11 protein-coding genes and 1 pseudogene are annotated in these 19851 nt (G+C 43.7%); 6 read left to right on the forward strand and 6 right to left on the reverse strand.

Annotation, left to right across the window (positions count from 1 at the left end; genetic code table 11):
* Positions 1-2382 precede the first annotated feature (2382 nt).
* On the forward strand, positions 2383-3069 hold the full coding sequence (locus tag RDO37_RS00045; protein ID WP_308497677.1) for a YiiX/YebB-like N1pC/P60 family cysteine hydrolase: 687 nt from the start codon (positions 2383-2385) through the stop codon (positions 3067-3069).
* 260 nt (positions 3070-3329) lie between these two features.
* Here RDO37_RS00045 and RDO37_RS00050 read toward each other — a convergent pair whose 3' ends face one another.
* The 6 genes and pseudogenes from RDO37_RS00050 to RDO37_RS10815 all read right to left on the reverse strand — a co-directional run.
* Entirely contained in the window at positions 3330-3848 is a 519-nt protein-coding gene (locus tag RDO37_RS00050; RefSeq protein ID WP_273320254.1) for a hypothetical protein, read from the reverse strand.
* 426 nt (positions 3849-4274) lie between these two features.
* Positions 4275-5165, reverse strand: a complete 891-nt coding sequence (locus tag RDO37_RS00055; RefSeq protein ID WP_273320257.1) for an aldose-1-epimerase — start codon at positions 5163-5165, stop codon at positions 4275-4277.
* Positions 5166-5838: 673 nt separating this feature from the next.
* Positions 5839-6864 carry a YafY family protein gene (locus RDO37_RS00060; protein ID WP_084281565.1) on the reverse strand — a complete coding sequence of 342 codons (1026 nt, stop codon included), beginning with the start codon at positions 6862-6864 and terminating at the stop codon, positions 5839-5841.
* 1688 nt (positions 6865-8552) lie between these two features.
* Complete coding sequence (locus tag RDO37_RS00065; protein ID WP_156907494.1) at positions 8553-9551, reverse strand: ROK family protein; 999 nt, start codon at positions 9549-9551, stop codon at positions 8553-8555.
* A 1317-nt stretch (positions 9552-10868) separates the two neighbouring features.
* On the reverse strand, positions 10869-11906 hold the full coding sequence (locus RDO37_RS00070) for an adenine-specific methyltransferase EcoRI family protein (RefSeq protein ID WP_374045293.1): 1038 nt from the start codon (positions 11904-11906) through the stop codon (positions 10869-10871).
* Positions 11907-11908: 2 nt separating this feature from the next.
* Positions 11909-12166 (reverse strand): annotated as a pseudogene (locus tag RDO37_RS10815) (EcoRI family type II restriction endonuclease); the annotation flags it as partial.
* Positions 12167-14097: 1931 nt separating this feature from the next.
* Here RDO37_RS10815 and RDO37_RS00075 point away from each other — a divergent pair.
* The 5 genes from RDO37_RS00075 (at position 14098) to RDO37_RS00095 (ending at position 19590) form a co-directional block, all read left to right on the forward strand.
* The gene (locus RDO37_RS00075; RefSeq protein WP_027938826.1) at positions 14098-14676 is read left to right on the forward strand and encodes a 2-oxoacid:acceptor oxidoreductase family protein; all 579 of its coding nucleotides are present in this window, start codon (positions 14098-14100) and stop codon (positions 14674-14676) included.
* Positions 14669-15910 (forward strand): pyruvate ferredoxin oxidoreductase, encoded by a 1242-nt coding sequence (gene porA, locus RDO37_RS00080; protein ID WP_308497678.1) that lies wholly within the window; start codon positions 14669-14671, stop codon positions 15908-15910. The genes RDO37_RS00075 and porA overlap by 8 nt, the downstream gene beginning before the upstream one ends.
* Positions 15911-15924: 14 nt before the next feature.
* The gene (locus RDO37_RS00085; protein WP_027938824.1) at positions 15925-16983 is read left to right on the forward strand and encodes a thiamine pyrophosphate-dependent enzyme; all 1059 of its coding nucleotides are present in this window, start codon (positions 15925-15927) and stop codon (positions 16981-16983) included.
* 13 nt (positions 16984-16996) lie between these two features.
* Positions 16997-18625: an NAD(P)-binding protein gene (locus RDO37_RS00090; protein ID WP_044121143.1), complete on the forward strand. Its 1629-nt coding sequence runs from the start codon at positions 16997-16999 to the stop codon at positions 18623-18625.
* Positions 18626-19020: 395 nt separating this feature from the next.
* Positions 19021-19590: a hypothetical protein gene (locus tag RDO37_RS00095; RefSeq protein WP_308497679.1), complete on the forward strand. Its 570-nt coding sequence runs from the start codon at positions 19021-19023 to the stop codon at positions 19588-19590.
* Positions 19591-19851: the final 261 nt, after the last annotated feature.

Raw genomic sequence — 19851 nt, forward strand, 5'->3', positions numbered from 1 at the left:
AATCAGTGTGGTTTTGTTAAATCCTAGCAATTGCATGTTTCCTTAAAATTCGATAAACATGCGGTTTATAATATGTATGCTAGCTTTTAAATTTAACCCCCGTAAAATCGACCAAGTACCTGAGAGTAGTTCACGTATACATGGTTTCCATTAAGATCAGACTGACAGTGCACCATCACATACAGCACAACTAAAACACGTACTCTGAATTACCTACCTTGCATAATGACTAGCCATAGTGAATCCGGTGCAGCATAGTGTAGCTATAAGCTTAACCAAAGAAGCGTGACTCCATGCCGCGCCAATGCGAATGTGTATGGCTATAGCGTCTAGCTGTAGCATCAAGCGGCAGTGTCAATCAGTAGCATCAAGCAGCAGTATCAAAGTGCAGCCATGCGCTAACGCAAACTCATGGCCAAAGCCTGAGTACATGGCCAGTAAGTTACTCTTTGATACATGCCGTAGCGTACGCATTGGTAGTTAAGCAGCATCAACAAAATAGCTTACTTTCTCTCTTCCTTACACAGAAAGGTAAAAGTGTAGAGCTATTCCCATACGAGTCTGCCTGCTTAGCCTTGAGTTTGCTCGTACGACGGGCTGGTATTTATAAGCTGACTCTTCTACATCCCGTTGCCTTCATTGCTACGCTGTTGTAGCTGCTAGACAATTACGTTAGTACTAGATTAAGTGACAGCGTAATGGGCTGAGCTGCATTGGCTACGAGCGCATTATGAAAATCATGCTTCAACATGATGCAATGGTAAAAGAGAAACTGCTACGATGAGCCGCTTGCTTTTGGTGCTGATGTCTGCAAGATTTTGCTGTTTGATGAAAACATTTGCAGATTGCGACGCAAAAGGGCACTGAGGACTATTGGCAAAAAGATGATGTGAAAAATTATGATGATGAAGAGATATATGATGGATGCGATGGACGCAAAAAGGGTATGTTGATGAAGAAGAAGAAGAAGAAGATTTTGTTTGAGGGAGATTAGTTTGCTAAGAACTTAGCTAGAGGGGATGGGCTATATCGATAAAGCCCCCTGTCTCGGCGAGTACCTGAAAGACTACACAATCCTCTAGGTTCAGTGCTCCACGGATCCTACCCCGTGGCTTCCCCTAGAAGTGCGTTCTGTCTTATACAGCATCATGTCTCTGCTATTTAAGCAAGCTTAGCTGCTGCTCAGTTCCAATCCAAGACCATACCGACAAAGCTCCGACTTCAAAGAATTTCATAACAGGCTTACGCATGATACCTATTATGAATAACGTTGCACTCTGGTCAGTACGTTAGCTTCACTCCGAAGAGATCCGCTATAAAAAAAGAGGCTTTATAGAAATTCGGAAGTCAGGGAGCGACCCGTCATTCCTAACTGATTGCTAAGCAAGCTCAACAATCAATCTACGTATAGTTTCACATAAAAGTTCCCTCTTTTCCACTAGATTTTAAAAAATCTTTTTAGAAATAATTTTTGTACGTGTAGACAACAACAAACGCCCCTATTTATGCGCTTTGCTATAAACAGTGCAATTTTGTCAAAATCACCATTACTTGTATGACAACTGGCGCTTTTTACACAAGATCATGAGATCTCAGCCCCTAAGATCACCGCTTTTTCATGAGATCGTTGCACTATAAACCTTATAAATAAGCCGTTTGATCACAAACAGCGGTGATCTTTTCTCTATTTTGCAAAAGATCAAACAAGATCGCCGCTCTGATCTCATGATCTTTCAAAAAAGATCACGCCATATCCTCTGATCTTTCAACAGGATCACGCCCTATCCTCTGATCTCTTAGAAAGATCACTGGCTATCTTCTGTTCTATTAGAAAGATCACTGGCTATATTGTGATCTTTTGAAAAGGATCAGGCCCTTTGCCTAGAGCTTTCAATGAGATCACGCGCTACCCTGTGATCCTGTACCAAGATCGTTTCAAGTATGGCTTATCAGAGGATCACCGCTGAGCACTAATGATCCTTGCTTAGGATCAGGGTCAGTTGCTAAAGAGCAGAGTTATTGCTCTTGAAGTAAGATTGCTCCTAGAGTGGTGGTCGCGCCTAACTCACAGCCGTATAACAGCATGGCACGCTAATCATTATTGATAAGTGATGGTTCATGCCGCGCATCTCTCATGCTGCTGAATAAGCAGTGCCTAGACTGTGCTGCTCTTCTGATCTCTCGTTAAATGGTAGAGTAATAAAATGAGCTGAAAGTTCCACTTGCTAAGATCGCCAGCTGTAAGTCATGCCATGAACGCTAATGCGTTATGTTTAGAGAATGATTGCTATGCTCTTATCGTGATAAGTCTGTGCACTTTGCTTAAGATAAAGCTATGAGCTACTGATACAATATGCATAGCAGCCCTTGTGCTAATCATTTATGACCTTTATTGCCTACTCTATGTCTTCAAGCAAACTTCATCTACGTAAGCGCACTAAGTTAATCGCAGCCTGTGCAGCACTGACCATAGTTAGTGCTCTAAGTACTGCAGTATACCTGCGCAATGAGATCACATCATCGAGCGTAACGCATTTAAGCTTGGAGAGTATTGCGCCACTTCCTGAGCTTAAGGTGGGTGATCTTATCTTTAGAATGGGAGTTGGTGCTGATAGCTTTGTCATTGCAGATGTCACTAATAGTAAGTACTCACATATGGGTATGATTAGCGCTATCGAGCCTGAGATCTTAGTTACGCACGCCACCACTGCAGATGATGCAGGCTCAAACTTTGAAGGGGTGATTACTATTCCCCTTGAGAACTTTGTTAGCGAGGCCTCTTCTCTAGCCATTGGTCGCTATCAAGATCTTAAAGACAGCTCTATTGAGCAGGTGCAAAACTATCTTAAGAGTATTGAAGGTCAACCCTTTACTATCACTCCAGATCCACGATCTATCTACTGTAGCTCCATGGTGATCTTTGCTCTACAAGATCATGTCACCATGCAAGTTAACAAGACATTCTTAAACATTCCGCTCAACGAGGGCGATTATTACGTCCCGCAGTCATTTATCGAAGATCCCAATCTTAAGATCATCTATGTCTTTGATGATCCGCAATCCCTCTAAAAGTAGCACTAACGTTAACGCCTAACCTTAGCAGTACACAAGCTCACGTTGAAGGTCCAAGGCACTTTAATGTCAATTGCTCTTATAACGTGCTAGCTTAGTAAAAGATCATGCACATGCTAATGCCTTTACCACTATCACGATCTTTTTCTTAAGCCCAAAAACAACAAAGGCACCACAGGTTGTGATCCCATGATGCCTTTGCATGATGTTAGGCTCTAGTATTGCTATAGCCTATCTTGTTGCCTGAAGCTAGCAGCTTACTGAGCCTTAGCCTCTGCAGCTGGAGCTGCAGCCTGCTCAGCAGGAGCAGCCTGAACTTCGGCATTAGCAGGAACTAAGTCCTCAGCAGCAACCTCAGCGGTCTCTTCAGCACGAGCCTGGTTTAAAACAACAGCATAGTTGTCGCCAGATAAACGCATTGGGATTGCACTAACAACTTCGCTACCATCCTTGAAGATGAACTTAACGTTAGCAACAGCCTCATTGCCCTCAGCGGTAATGTCGGTAACAACGTACTTAGCAAAACCACCCTTTGCTGCAGCAATAGCCTTGGTGGTGTTTAAGATCTCACCTAAGCTCTGAGAAACTAACTTCTGGTTCTCCTTGGATACGTCAGAAAGATCCATTACTGACAGCATCTTGTGTAAGTCGCTGTTTACAACACCGTCAGCGTAAACCTTAGCAGGGATGGATGCATCTGGAGCATTGTCACCACAGCCGGTTAAACCAGCGGTTAACATAGCTGACACTAATGCAATCTTGGCAATCTTTAACATCTGCAATTCTCCGTGTGGATGGGATTATTCGTTACCTAAGAAGCTCTTATCCTTATGTGCATACAGAGCGCACAATGGCATTAACACGTCTTGCTGGAGTTTTTAGCTACGGTGAAGCAGGTAACTTTCACAGAGCATCGCAAGCAAATACGTTAGTATTCTTAGTCTAATTTTATACTATAGCCGAGCAAAGCGTGAACAACAATGATACGAATGCTATTTTGCGATAGACGATCCAATATTTTTTCGCTTTTGCATGTTTGTATGAGTAAATAGGTAATTGCTGCTTGTATAAATGCGCCTATACATGGGACCACTTCATAAGGTGCAAAACCTTAAGGCATTTAGATTGGGCGCATAAAAAAATGCAGGCCTAGTGGTGGTCTGCATTTTTTAATCAAAGCATATATCCTATTAAGCTAGCGCTTATACCTGCTTAACAGCACCAATGATGTAGGTTAAGGTGCTGTGCTGATGTTCCTTTAAGGTGATGAGGCCGTAGCCATTGTTAAAGGCATTAGCAGCACAAGTCATAGGCTCAACAGCTAAGCACTTACGACCTAATTTGTCTGGAGTGTACAGCTGCATGAATGGAGCATTGGACTTGCAGTAAACCTTCAGATCCTTGTTCTCGAGCATGACGGTATTCATGCGAGCAGCGCCTTCAGAGATGAAGCAGTGATCGATTTCAACTGGGCCCATAGCACGTGGCTTTTGGAAGTTGAAGCCTAAGTCATCTACAGAGACAACCTCAGTTGGGATCTTGCGCTCGGATAAGGCAAAGGCACGAGTAAATGGCATGGATAATACGCACTCATCGATGAGCTGACCATCAATAGTGATATATGGGTGCATACCGATGCCATATGGAGCGTCTTCCTTGCCTACGTTCTGAGCAGTAATGTCGATCTTAAGACCCATGCCCTCAATAAGCTCATAATTAGCCTGCAGGCTGATTAAGAAAGGATAACCTGGCTGTGGAGGAATGAAGCACTGCAGCTCAACGCCGCTTGCTGACATACTCTTGATGGACCATTCTTGCCAAGCCACTAAACCGTGAGAGGCGCACTGAGTCTCTTTGTCGTTGATAGGAAGACTGTACTCTTTGTTTGCAAAAGTATAGATACCATCCGGAATACGATTTGGCCATGGAGCGAGGATCTTGCCCTGATAGCCCTCAGGAACAGACTCTGGCTTCCAAGGCATGATGATGTCATGACCTAAATACTTTAAGCTAGCAATTGCACCGCCGATGGTTACGATAGTCGCAGTGTAATCACCTGCCTGGAGTAAAACCGTCTTGCCGCTAAGATGCATAAATTCCACCTTGCTTTTGTCTGATTGAAAAGTCCAAAAGATCAATCACGAATACACTGCTTGTGACTAGGTCGTAAAACAAACTAGCTTAGAGAAAGCCTCTACAAGGCTCATCCATTAGTTGATCTTTATATATTGTTTGCAGCACACCATGTGGGCTGACAACACTCACCGGGATTGCTAAACAATTGTTGCACTATGATACATGATACAACAAACTTTGCATTCTTGATTGTAAAAGACCAAAAGATATAGCTAAATTGCGTGCTAACGCAAGTATCTAGCTAAAAAGCGATGACACCCTATCTTGTATAAAAGATGACAGCTCTAATATGTAATGAGATATGCGTCCTGGCTATACATAGCTTAATTGCCTTGCTGATGGTATAGCCTTAGAGATGGCATATATATACCTTCACTGCATCCTTTAGAGTACACATTCATGCCCTTTCATAAAACTTAGACGCGTGTTGCCTAAAGCGCTTGTAGCTACGTTGGTGCGTGCAAAGATTGAGGCGAGGATAGCGCTGCAAGATATGCTGTATGCAGAAACTAAAAAGCCCTGGCAACTTGAGTTGCTAGGGCCTTTTTAGGTCTATTACTTGCGCTTTTGAGAATTAGAGAGCGACTTTAGACCTGAATTTGCAACGAATACCTGACTTGCAGGATCGTTTCACTCATGAATAACAGTTAATGAGGAGAAGTTGTCATTCTCTAAAACTGCCATTACCTCGTCTTCGTTGTCTAAGACAATCTGACGGCACTCTGGAGGTAAGTTAACATCATGTGGAGTGAGGCGTAACCACTGCAGGGTATAGAAGACTAAGGCACGGCGGCAAGTGTAAACCACAGTACCATTCTCTTCCATGCCGTAATCCATCTCAACAGCACGTCTAGCACGCTCAGGTAACTTAGGATTTGCGCACAATACGAGATCGATAAGAGTATTCCAGTCACGATCATCACGACCAGAGGTACTTACGATTACGACACCGTTACCACCTGGAGCAGTGAAGCGATCTTCCGGTGCCTGGATGTCTGGTGCAGAACAAGTGAGCAGACGTGATAGAACAAAATCACGGAATCCATGGCGATTGTAGCAGTAAGCACGTACGTGCCAACGGTTGCCATCGTAAGCAAGACCATGAGGAGCAATCAGGTGTGACTGATCACCATCAGAGCTAACGCTCATGTAGGTAACGTGCACAGCCATACGGCAACGAATTGCTTCAAGAATATTGAAGAGAATCTCAGGGTCGACACTACGGCGTGGAGGTACGAAGGTAGCAACACCTACGTTTGGTACATAGCCAAAGAAATTGCGGGACTGAGGTAACTCACCACGGCACAGAGCAAGCAGATCAGCTAAGTAGCTTTGCGGATTTGATACCGTTGGGAACAATGGCTTGAAGTCTTCAGTACGAACATAGTACTTAAGATGACGATTGTAGATAAGATTCTTACGTCTTGGAGTAGCTTTGCGAACTAACTCAAGGTAGCGAGCTAAATCTAAAGATGCCTGTGGTACAGAGATACCAAAGAAATCAACGAGGTCACTACGATTGACGCGTCCGTCTGAACTTAAACGAAAGTCAATAAACTCAAGGCGTCGTGCCTGGGTCCACTTAAAGGCAATTGCGGGTGGATCCATTGACTCTGTTTCAGACCCATTCGTGCTTGAATAGGAGTTTGCTGCCATACCTTGTCCCTTTCATAGTACTTGCTCATTTAAGCAGTATTAACTGATAGCTACTAATGTTGATAAAACGCAACATTAGCACCAAGCTCCTATCATCAAGCCAGCTTAAAATCGCAAATTGTCGCTGTGCTGTATGAACCACACAATGAACTACAGATCCTGCACATACGACATATGATTAAACAACGATTAAAGTGCGCATCGGCCAATATAAACAATCTTGCAGTATCATTCACACAAGGTGAGCGCAATAAGCCAAGCACTCATTGCAACAAGTCTTCTGGTGAACCTTAACCACACAAAAATCTACATCTAACTTTGCAAACACTACCACAAACCCTCTGTCTTACTAGCCACAGGCTTTAAATTCAAAAGGTTTGCATATTCAGACTTTACCATTAAGGTAAAGCCAACAACAGATGGCAAACTAAGCTTATCTTGTGCTGTCCCAATCAGTGAATCAAGCTATTTCACTGCACATTACTTTATGAAGTAACCTAGCGGAAACAACAAATACAAGTAAATGACAAAGGTCTCTTTAAAGGAGCATACATGTATAAGATCAGAGCACTAACTGCCTAACATGTATAAGCGTTGATTAAAGAAGCCTCTGCATGAGCAAGCAAAGAAGTCTTAACTTAGTTGCATACCTAAAGCATTCAAATATTACTCTATATATAAGTAGTTTGGTATTACAGTCAATACTTACGTATAGAGCAAAACATGCATAAAATCATTCAGTATTTAAAAAATGAAGTTCTAAGTTACTGAATGTGCATATGTTGAGCTTAAGGGTTGTATCAGTTTTAGTACTGCCCTGTATGATCCCAAAAGGCATGACAGAGGCTAGAACTCATGTGCTGCAACGAAAAAGAGTATAGCACCAATGTGCATATGGCATTCAATGCAAATGATGGTTAACTAAATATTTATGTACTTGTCACACTCAATTGTAGGTTTAGACAAGGTTTAAATATTAACTAATTCGTTGAACAAGCTTGCATTATGAGCTAACTTAGCTGATCCATACTAGTATACAACACCTTTAGCGAACTGTTTCACAATTCATTTTAACACTTATATAAATTATGTCAACTATAGTTGTGTAAGCATGTTTGGCATTATGTGCAATAATTTTATTTATTGGACTGATCAGTATCCTTATTTTTGATTTATAGCATAAAGTTTTCTAAGAGTATCTAGGATTTAAACGCACTTACACAAAACTTAGATCAATGTTCAAGCCAATGAGCCTAGTTGATAGAGTTCAAATACTATATAACAGAACAATTGATATAGAGATAAAGTCTCACTTTTATTTCCCTATAAGTGAACTCATATTGCTAAAAAGCCAATCAATATCCTATTGAAGCGCTTAGTTATGTTTAGTAGACCATCATTTAGTCTCTTCCAAAGCACAAAATGCAAAGTCTTATTCCTTGTGCCACAAATGATCTCGTTCAATTTGACATCCGCTATGCTGCCTATCCCATAGCCCTGACCTTTATTTTAAGATGGAGGCTCTAAAGATTTATCCGATTTAACAAATAGGCGTAATTCTCCACCTATAACTCGAAGAGTTTAGGTGGCGATGTAAGTCTATTTATTAAAAAAGGGCCTAGTAGCAGTGCTCCTAGACCCTCTTATGATGGCAACCTGTGCCTTATCAAATCTTTTAGCTTTGTTTCTTAGCTTAGATGCTCTAAGCATAAGGTGATCATGCCTGAGACAATGTCTTCACGCATATGATCGGTAACCTCGATCTTTGGCATTAATACGATTTCTGCCTCATTAGTCAGACGACGCTTAAGGCGATCAGCAAGAGCAGGCCCAGACTTAAGGCTCTCAGTATAGACGACGATCAGTGCAGGATTAAGCACGCAGGTGACTGCCTGCAGTGTACGTACTGCAAGATCATCAGCAGCATCTGGGTCAAGTGGCAAGATACCGATATTGTTATACATCGGGAAGTGCTTAACTTCACCAGCTAAGCCATCACGACCTCGAATCAAGGAGCCGTTATAACAGAAGGAGCACACAGGAGATCTGCCTGGTACTAATGCTAAACCGCACACGAACTCGTATTGAGAGTGACGTTTAAAGGCTCCTAAAGTAGCAGCATTAATATCAGTTTCCAAAAAGACCGGTAAGTGGAAGCGATTTTTCATATGCTGCGCTAAACGACGTGACAAAGGATCACGACGCAGTGCTGAAGCCATACGGCCACCAATCGACTCTGATGGCATGGAGATACCGATCATGGAGATCTTTGGAAAGCGCTCTAAGTAGTTCTCAATCGCTACTTTAAACTCATCAGTATGGACGGTCGCAAGTAACTCTTCACGGCGTTCAATACACTCACCAAACAGATCATGAATCGAGTAGCCCGCATAGTCGTGGCCGCCTCTCTTGTAACAAGAAATGATGAGCACTAATTTATAGGCAGCATTAAAGTGATAAGTAGAGGCAGGTCTTCCTTTGAGGTTCTTAGTATTTGCACCTACTCTAACCTGTCCAGACTCAACAAGCTGATCGAGGAGCTTATTAACAGTAACTACAGATAAGCCGGTGAGCTTATTTAGCTTAGTTGCAGTTGATACCTGTTCTTTATGAAGAGTCCTGAGAACTGTCTCAAGATTCTTCTCACGGATATCATGGCTCATCAACAGTTGGTTGATATCTTTCACTAATGGCACCCTAAACTAAACAAGGATTAACACACTAACACTCAAGCTCTGCCTTTTGTAAGGTATAGCTTGCTCAAAATAAAGATAGCTACTTTTAGCCTATACAATGACGCTCGTAAGTGAGCTTTGTCCGCCATATAGTACAAAAAGGCCTCAAAATAGCAAACACATTTTTAACAATAAATGACCAAGCACCAAGTAAGTAAAAACACCGAAACGACCCTAATCACGAGCTCATACATGCTCAGTGATTGAAAAGCGGCATCTTATTGATTCTAGCATGAGACTAGCATGCAAGTCCTGAGGCCTATCTCAAGCTTTTGCCAATACACAGGCTCATGTCTCACTTTATAGCCCTCATGCGACTTTATCTCAATAATCCCAGCGCTTATATCTTAAGCTCAGCCACCTTGCCAGCACATAAGGCAAAAAGCACCGTATTAGCATCCAGGGCCGTTAAACTTACAAAGTTGATAGCTATTGCCCAACACACTCTCATTTATAGATGTCGAACATAGATCTCACGCACCACGCCACATGGCTAGTGCAGCCAGTCCCTCGTTTATCAGCACGGCAGGATAACTCGATCTAAGCATCCACCAAGCATCTAATTAGGAGGTGTGAGACAAGCAAGTTGAGACCGACTGCATCCCAATGCTGCGGCCTAAATGACTATGCAGTTACGGAATGTGACGCCTTTATACGGTACTACCTGAAGAGCTGACAATGGCTTTGCAAGTGAAGAGCAACAGTTTCTGCAGGGATGGCGACTGTATGCTTGGGATGAGTGAAAAAGAGAAGACGAATTGGCTGGATCTGATTTTTTTGGAGGGCCAAAATAAAAAAGCGCCCTGTACTCAACTGGGTTCACAGTAATACAGGACGCGATCAAGACTTGTTCGGTGGCTATTACATCAATAATGAACTATGGCCACAATACTTAGTATAAGTATTTGCAAATTGTTATCATATACTCAAGCAAATTATCACTGCTAAAGAGATTCTCTGAGCTTTGATTATGTATAAAGATTTGCATATCTATGGGGTTTTCAGTACATAGATATGCATTGAGCGCCACGCTACATAGATAAAAAATTGTTGCGACTGCGAAAAGGCAAGACATTACTTGCCCACGAATAGCATATTTAAGCCATTTACAAACAAAAAGATCAGCCAATATCTACCATATAAGCGCACTGCAGCATAAGCAGCTTTCTGCAAACTTTGCAGTGTATGAAAAACGACAATCCCAAATCACCTTTGCTATTCAAATCAGCCGCATTAGCTCGGTCATTTGCATATTCTGACCAGATGCGACTACTTGCCTGTTTGCATATTCAGAGCAGATGCTGATGCTTGCTCTGTTGCATGGCCATTTGAGGGGATAATGGTGGATGTCAAAGGTGCCCTATTTTTCACAAGGATCCTAAAGTACGGGCATTTGCCGTTGACACATAGGTCTTTGCCGTCATCGCCTTTTCTAAACCTTACAATTTCAAATTGACTTGGATTGTATTTGTGCAAGAAAGTTATCGGCACTCCCATGAGTCCAGGGTAGTCTTTAGGAATATCCTTGGTCTTGTTTACGTTGATAGCGTCGCAATTATCGTATTTAGGATAGCAGAGCTCATTCCCTGAATAATGTTTGGTGAGATTAATATCATTGCGCCTTTGAGCTAAATCCAAGTTAGTAAGCCAGAGGCAGTTATTAGTAGAGATGATTTTTTGCCCGTTTGCATTAATATCAACCTCGCTACCATATTGCTCGTAATGGTCAGGTACAATGAACCCAGAAATGCCACGACCAAGATTAACGCCAAGCCAGGCACGATTGCCTTGGATTAACTCAAATATCTCTTTGTATGTGATTGCGTTAATGTTGCCAATTACTAAAAAATCCTTTTGGTATGCAACAAGTTGAGCTACAAACTCTCTGAAAAGTGAAAATGGCGGGTTGGTAACGACAATATCTGCCTGCTTAAGTAAGGCTAAACACTCTTCACTTCTAAAATCACCATCGCCATTAAAGTAGCCTACTTTAGTCGTCTCTTCGCTACCTTCATAAACACAGTAATATGCTTGCCCTTTAGCAGGCTCACTAAAAAGACCACTACTTTGCTCTTTGTAACACGAAGCTATTAGCTTGCGCAGCCCAAGCTTTCTAAAATTGTATTTGAAGAACTTAAAGAAATTACTGTCTTTAGGATCATCGGTGTTGCAGTAAACAACCTTATCTACAAAGCAACCTTCATAATGCTGCAATTCACGCTCTATATCGCAAAGTAGAGTATAGAACTCGTCGCTCTTGAGCCTCTTGGCTTTCTGTAGGTTCTTATTTGTTGCATGTCTTGCCATACTCAATCTTTCATTTGATTCTGCAAATCCCTGCCAAGCATCTGCAGCGATGTTTCTGCTATCTCAAGCATGATTTCAAACATTTGCCCCTTTGTACACCCCTTACCATTACCTTGTGTATAAATAGAAGCAGCCTGCAACATGATTGTTCTGTCTTCATGCTTAACAAATTAGAGTTAACAGTGACTGATATTGATTGCCACGCCATAATTTGCTGCGGTCAGTCTATCTATTCTGTTAACAAGTCCTGAATCATTCTCTAAAGAAACAACCGTCCATCTGAGCGAGCTACATTAATAGATTCACTAAGCAACTTAGAGCCCGCCAAACTAGGCACAAACGTAAGATACCTGATCTGAGATCAGCTACGAGGTAAATCTGGCGTTACTGTATGACTTATTCCACCAAGAGCTTAAACTGTTAGATATAACAGTAAGGTCAACTAAAGGTTCTTCATCCATTAATGATGGTCATATACATAGTCCAGCAGAATGATTGGTGTTACTAAAGATTGTACCGCTTCTATATATGTAGATGGACAGCTATCTGACCTTAGCTGCAGCAACTTTGGCCTTGCCATTACCTACACTGGTACCATCTTATGAGCAATGCAGTCAGCTGATACATATATATGTATGTATGTATATGCCTGTGAAAGTGTTACTTGGCTGAAGTATTCAATTGATATTAAGCTTGTTGCTTGAAAAAGCAACCTGCCTAGTTTTTGATGGTGATGAGGCCTCACGCTATAAGATCGGCTGCCACACGCTATAGCATAGGCAGCCTCAACTATGTGCTGGCTTGGCATTGCCCTATGGGCTCGGTAGGCCTCGTGACTTTGAGTGGATAATGAGTAGCTTTGCGTATTTTGCTTTGCACCATTGCGGGCGAAAAGAGAAGGTGCAGCGGTAATTGGCATGGAGTTTAATTTCATTGAGACATGCCAAATTGAAACTTCACTCCAGAATATGACCTAAAAATCGCCCTTTTGATACTAGTTTTTCAAGTGAGACTCTTTGTAGTGTTTTTGCAGTAATCAGCAACTTGGATCCAAGATAAAGCCCAACTTTGGCTAATCTACTAGGTTTAGCACCTATTAATTGATGCGAATGTGACGGCGTCTTAGAACCGATTTTCCATAAGCGTTACTTATATATCTTTTATTCTCAAATAGATACACGTGCTTATAAACAGCATGCACATCATCTTTTGAAAAATTTCACATCAAGTTAGTGGCGATATCTATTTATTAAAATCATTTAATTAAGTAGGTTTATTAAACTTCTGAATATCCCAAGTTGTGATCTAGATTACATGATAGCCATCTAGCCTAATTCCAATTACCTATAGCTAACCTTTGTAGATAAGGGATTTATGCGCTTTTAGATCACCGATTTTATCTATGACATAATATTTATACTTATCATTTTTAGTGCAACCGCACTGCCATGGGCACCGTTTTGGCAATTTAGTGTGAAGAACATCACGTTTATAGTTATCCAACGCTAACCAAAATCAGAATTGGTACGTGGCTTTTTACGGTGTTGTTGACTATATTGTTTTTGAGTTTCGCAGGTGCTCTTGCGTGTAAGCTTTCTCTTATACATCAAGCACCTAAATTAAGCTGTTTTGCTCCCTCTTTCGTGGAGACTGAAGGTGAGATAAGAACTCTTAATGGCGTAACTTGCGGATCTTTCCCGTTAGTTCATTTGCTTAAACGTTAGGATTGTCTTCTGACATCTCCTGAAAGTAAGCGGACTACGACGGCAGTCCTTGTCAAACTGTCTTAAGTGCCCCGTAACAAGGTTCGGAGCGGTAGTACACAGTCATTTCTTGCAGGTCTGTGTATGTATTAAGGCTAAAGGATATGCACTCAAGTCAAGTGCTCCTTGTATGCCTTTTATACCTGCTGTTTCGAGACAGTATCGCAAGATATTGTGCACTTGGCTTTTACTACTTAAAAAATGGCTAATACATCAGTTAAGTATTAACGGTTGATGTGTTGACACAAACGCCAAGAAAAGGCGTTTGCAAATAAAGCTTCAATCTTGATGCTTACTGAAAGTCCTCATATTAGAACATTCTTAATGCATCGCGTAGTAAAAGAAAAGTCGTATCCCTGTGCAGAAGTCATAAGTAAGTAGCTAAGGCTAAGAGAAAATTGATTTGATGCATATTAAAGGAGCCTACTTTGCTTCAGATTAGATTACACGGCCGTGGCGGTCAGGGCGTAGTTACCGCAGCCGAAATGCTGTCACTCTCAGCATTCTTAGAAGGCCACTGTGCACAAGCTTTCCCAAGCTTCGGTTCCGAGCGTACAGGCGCTCCAGTTGTTGCATATGCTCGTATTGATCAAAAAGAGATCAGAACTCACGAGCCTATTTTATGTCCTGATGCTGTAGTTGTTCAGGATCGTACTTTATTAACCGCTTTAGACGTATTCGCTGGTTTATCTGACAATGGCTACGCCATCATCAACACCAACGAGTCCCCAGAGGAAATCGTTCCAGAGCTGGTTAAGCGTTTACCAGCTGGTCACGTTTACACTGTACCAGCAACTGACTTTGCTATGCAGAAGATTGGTCGTCCACTTCCAGGTGCACCAATGATCGCCGCTTTAGCAGCTGTTACCGGCATCTTCAAGCTCGAGTCAGTACAGAAGTCATTCCAAACCCGCTATCCAGGCAAGGTCGGTGATGCTAACGCTGAGACCGCTGCTTTAGCTTACGAATTTATTAGCAACATCAAGAACGGAGGCGCAAATGCTTAAGCAAATCGAAGGTTCTCTTGGTATCGCTGAGGCCGTTGCCCTTTGCCGTCCTGGTGCTGTATGTGCTTACCCAATTTCCCCACAAACTCACATCGTTGAGAACGTAGGTAAGCTCGTAAAGGAAGGCAAGCTCAAGGAGTGCGAGTTCATTAACTGTGAATCCGAGTTCTCCGCTATGTCTATCTCCATCGGTGCTGCTGCCGGTGGTGTTCGTACCTACACTGCTACTGCCTCTCAGGGTCTCCTGTTCATGGCAGAAGGCGTATACAACGCATCAGGTTTAGGTCTTCCTATGGTTATGACCGTAGCATCCCGTGCTATCGGTGCTCCTATTAACATTTGGAACGACCACTCTGACTCCCTGTCACAGCGTGACTCTGGCTGGTTACAGTTATTCTGTGAGTCCAACCAGGACGCAGTTGACACCCACATCATGGCTTTCAAGATCGCTGAGGAAGTTGGTCTTCCAGTCATGGTTCTGATGGATGGCTACGTATTAACCCACGCTTTTGAGCGTATGGACATTCCATCACAAGAGCAGATCGATTCATTCTTACCTGAGTACAATCCTAAGGAGTTCTTAGATCCTAAGCAGCCTATTTCTATGGGTGCTATGGTTGGCCCAGAGGCATTTACTGAGGTTAAGATTTTACAGCAGCGCAAGATGGCTAAGGCTATTGGCGTTATCGAGAAGGTTACCGAAGAGTACCGTAAGCTCACCGGTCGCAACTCTGGCGGCTTAGTTGAGTGCTACAACTGCGACAATGCTGACGTTAAGATCGTTATCGCTGGTTCTTCAGTTGGTACTGCTAAGGACGAAGTTGATCGTCTCAACGAGCAGGGCTACAAGGTTGGCATCATCTCATTAAAGGCCTACCGTCCATTCCCATACGAGGCAATGAAGGCTGCTATCGGCGACTGCAAGAACGTAGTTGTTGTTGAGCGTGCATTCTCCATCGGTGCTCGTGGCATTATCGGCCCAGAGGTTGAGCGCTCCATGTACGGCACTGACTGCAAGATCCGTTCTGTAGTAGCTGGCTTAGGTGGTCGTGCAATCTTAGGTTCAACCATCAAGAACATCGCTGATCTGGCTCTTCAGGGCAAGTTAGTTGAGGAATTAACCTTCGTTGATGCTCAACCAAATGTCCTCAACAACTACTTAAAGGATGCCGAGGGTGTTTCTTTTGCAGACGGCCCTATCGCTGAGAGCGACATCATTAAGTCTGTACGCTAGTTCTGGAGATCGCAATGTTAGACAAGATTCATTTCTACCAGACCGGTTCCAACACCGTAGGTAACCGTCTTTTAAACCCATCCATGCGCGCTGTTCAGGCCGAGGTGGATCGTCCTAACACCTTAACCTCTGGCCACCGTGCTTGCCAGGGTTGCGGTGAAGCTTTAGGTGCTCGTACCGCTATTGACGCTGCAATGCGTGCAACCAACGGCAACTTAGCTGTATGTAATGCTACTGGCTGTCTTGAGGTTTTCTCTACTCCATATCCTGAATCAGCATGGCGTTTACCATGGATCCACTCCTTATTCGGTAACGCAGCTGCTGTAGGTACTGGTATGGCTGCCGCTGCTAAGGTTCGTGCCTTAAAGTATGGTGGCAAAGAGACCCGTATTATCGCCCAGGGTGGTGACGGTGGTACCACCGATATCGGTTTCGGTCCACTCTCTGGTATGTTTGAGCGTAACGATGACGTTTTATACATCTGCTACGACAACCAGGCATACATGAACACCGGTGTACAGCGTTCATCTGCTACCCCTCCATCAGCTCGTACTGCAACCACTCAGTTAGTTGGTGATCACCCAGGTTCTGATTGGGGTAAGGGTAAGAACGTTCCACTGATTGCTATGGCTCACGGTATTCCTTACGTAGCCACTGCAACCGTAGCTGATCTTCGTGACCTTGAGTACAAGGTTGAGAAGGCAATGAGCTACCGTGGTGCTCGTTACATCCAGATTTTCGTTCCATGCCCATTAGGCTGGGGTAGCGCATCATCAAGCACTGTAACTGTTGCTCGTTTAGCTGTTGAGACTGGCTTCTACCCAGTATTCGAGGCTGAGTACGGTAAGGTAACTTCTGTACACAAGATCAAAGAGAAGCAGCCAATCATCAACTTCCTCAAGTTACAGCGCCGCTATGCTCACTTAACCGGCAAGAAGGCCGATCCTAAGGTACTCGAGGCTCTCGAGAAGATGTGCGAAGAGAACATTCGCCAGTACGACATGATGGGCGATTCCGTCCCTGAGACCGTACCAACCGCCATTCAGGCTTACGAGCGTCAAGAGTTAGTCTAAGGAGCCGTTCAAAATGATGAAAAAACCATTCGCCACAACCCTTGATCCTGCTTCATCCTTAAGCAATCACACCGGTTCATGGCGTACATTACGTCCAGTTAACGTATTCAAGCTCCCACCTTGCAACAAGCAGTGCCCAGCTGGTGAGAACATCCAGCAGTGGCTCTACTACGCATCAGAGGGTGACTATGAGCACGCATGGCGCGTTTTAGTTGAGCAAAACCCACTCCCAGCATGTATGGGTCGTGTTTGCTACCACACCTGCGAAGGCAAGTGCAACCGTGGCTTCTTAGATGAGTCCGTAGGTATCAACTCTGTTGAGCGCTTCTTAGGTGACTACGCTTTAGCTCACAACTTAGCTTTCAAGAAGCCAGCTCGTGAGACCGGCAAGCGTGTATTAGTTATCGGTTCAGGCCCTGCTGGTCTGTCCGCTGCTTACCACTTACGTCGTTTTGGCCACACTGTTCACATCGTTGAAATGGCTAAGATGGCTGGCGGTATGATGCGTTACGGTATCCCTGTATACCGTCTGCCACGTGAGATCTTAGACGCTGAAGTACAGCGCATTCTCGACATGGGCGTAACCATCGAGTACGGCCGTAAGATCGAAAACGTTCTTGCTGAGAAGGAAAACGGCAAGTACGACGCAGTTATCATGGGCATGGGTGCTTCATTATCTTCAAATGTTGACATCCCATCTGGTGATACTACCCGTATTCTTACCGCTTTAGACGTTTTAGAGAAGGTTTCTACCGATGGCGACATTCAGATCGGCCGTAAGGTAGCAGTTTACGGTGGTGGTAACACCGCTGTTGACGTAGCTCGTTCTTTACGTCGTTTAGGCGCAGAGCCAATCATCGTTTACCGTCGTAACCGCGATAAGATGCCAGCTAACGAAGAAGAAATGGATGGCGCTATCGAGGAAGGTATTGAGGTTAAGTGGTTATCCACCATCGATCAGGCTCAAGGCGAGACCTTAAAGATCGAGAAGATGGCACTTGACGAGAAGGGCAACCCACAGCCAACTGGCGAGTACGAGGACATGCCTGCTGACTCCGTAGTTTTAGCTATCGGTCAGAACGTTGATTTATCTCCTTTACAGGCTATTCCAGGCTTAGAGTTACAGAAGGACGCTGTTACCGTTAACACCACTACCTTCGAGACTACCGTATCTGGTATCTTCGCAGCTGGTGACATGGTTCCAGGTGACCGTACCGTAACTGCCGCTATCGGCATGGGCAAGCATGCAGCTCGCGGTGTTCACGGCTTCTTATCTGGCCGTCCATACGTAAAGGCAGAGAAGCACGAGGATGCACGTTGGGAAGACATGCACCCATTCTACTACTCCGATGCTCCTAAGAAGATTCGTCCTCAGCTCGAGCTTGCTCGTCGTACCTCAACCTTCGACGAAGTTCAGCACGGTTTAACCGAAGAGAACGCAGTTTTCGAGGCTCGTCGTTGCTTATCATGCGGTAACTGCATGGAGTGCGACAACTGCTACGGCGTATGCCCTGACAACGCTGTTATCAAGTTAGGCCCAGGCAAGGGTTATGAGTTCAACTACGACTACTGTAAGGGTTGTGGTGTTTGTGCTCAGGAGTGTCCTTGCGGTCACATTAAGATGGTTCCAGAGAAGATCTAGTCTCTTTGTCCCATCTAGTGGTTCAGGCGGGGACGCCTGCCTGAATCCAACACTAAATTCTAATCTGAAGGGGTTTCTCCCTTATCTCAAGCGGGCTCAAGCCCGCTTTTTTATTGCCGCTCACCAACTAGCACGAAAATCTACAAGAACAGTGCGTTTCCCTTAATTAAACCCTAAAAGAGTATTCGACAATCTTTCAAGCGATCAATCACAAATCCTCACAGTCCTCACAAATCCTCACAGTCCCTGGTATAAACCCTCCTATATATCAAGCGATGTGCTATGCTAACTTCAGTATCATTGCAAGCAGCAGTACAGAGCTAACTTTTGCTTGCACAATCAAGCTTATCTTGGCTTAGCTTAGCTTCTGTCTCTTGCTGTAAAAAGGAATTATCATGAGCAACCGCAGCTATTTATACGTTAAAACTCCAGATAGTGAGGAGTTCGAGGGCCTTTCTGAGTGGGCCTATGAAATCCCTCTTAGCCACATCCTCATGGTTAGTGGCAATTGCACTAAAGTTAAATCCCATATCTGGGAAAGTGACGATCCTCTAGCCTTATGTGGTGACTTTGATGCAGGCTACAAGAACTTCTTTGAGTTTTTAGATAACTGCCATCAGCAAGGTGTCTTATCTGACGAGACTTTCAACCAATTATCTAACGACAGCCACGAGTTCTTAGACAAGTACTTAGGCAAAAACGCCAAGGTCTTTCTTGAGGTAGTCGAGATCTTTGAGATGGATGATCCTGACGACTTTGAGGACTTTGACGAGTCTCAATATGAAGATGAGGAAACTGCATTTTTCATCTACATGCTCGATGATCTTTACAAAAACAATGTGTTAAATAAGACCTACCTCAAAGACAGCCTCAATCAGCTTAAGAACTTCAAAGAGCAAGGCCAAGACGATGCCATCGATGAGGCTCTAGGCATAGAGTGGGATGACGTGCTCTATTACGATTAGTGCGATCTGACTAAAACCCCAATCAACTAACGTAGCACTATCACGTCCATTAGCGACTAGTGATAAGTGCTCATTACCGTGCCATAACCCCTACCCTGGCACGGTACTCTAAACGATATAGCCGCCACGCAATGCATTGACCCATGCCTACCGCTGCATCCTTATAGCCACCATCCACAGCGCGTGCAGCCCCTCTCCTGAAGCCCTCTTTTATGCGCTATCACACTTCAAAAGCTTATTGCCCTATCCCATGATCCTTGT

This window comes from uncultured Anaerobiospirillum sp. (assembly GCF_902485895.1).
GTDB classification, from domain to species: Bacteria; Pseudomonadota; Gammaproteobacteria; order Enterobacterales; family Succinivibrionaceae; genus Anaerobiospirillum; species Anaerobiospirillum succiniciproducens.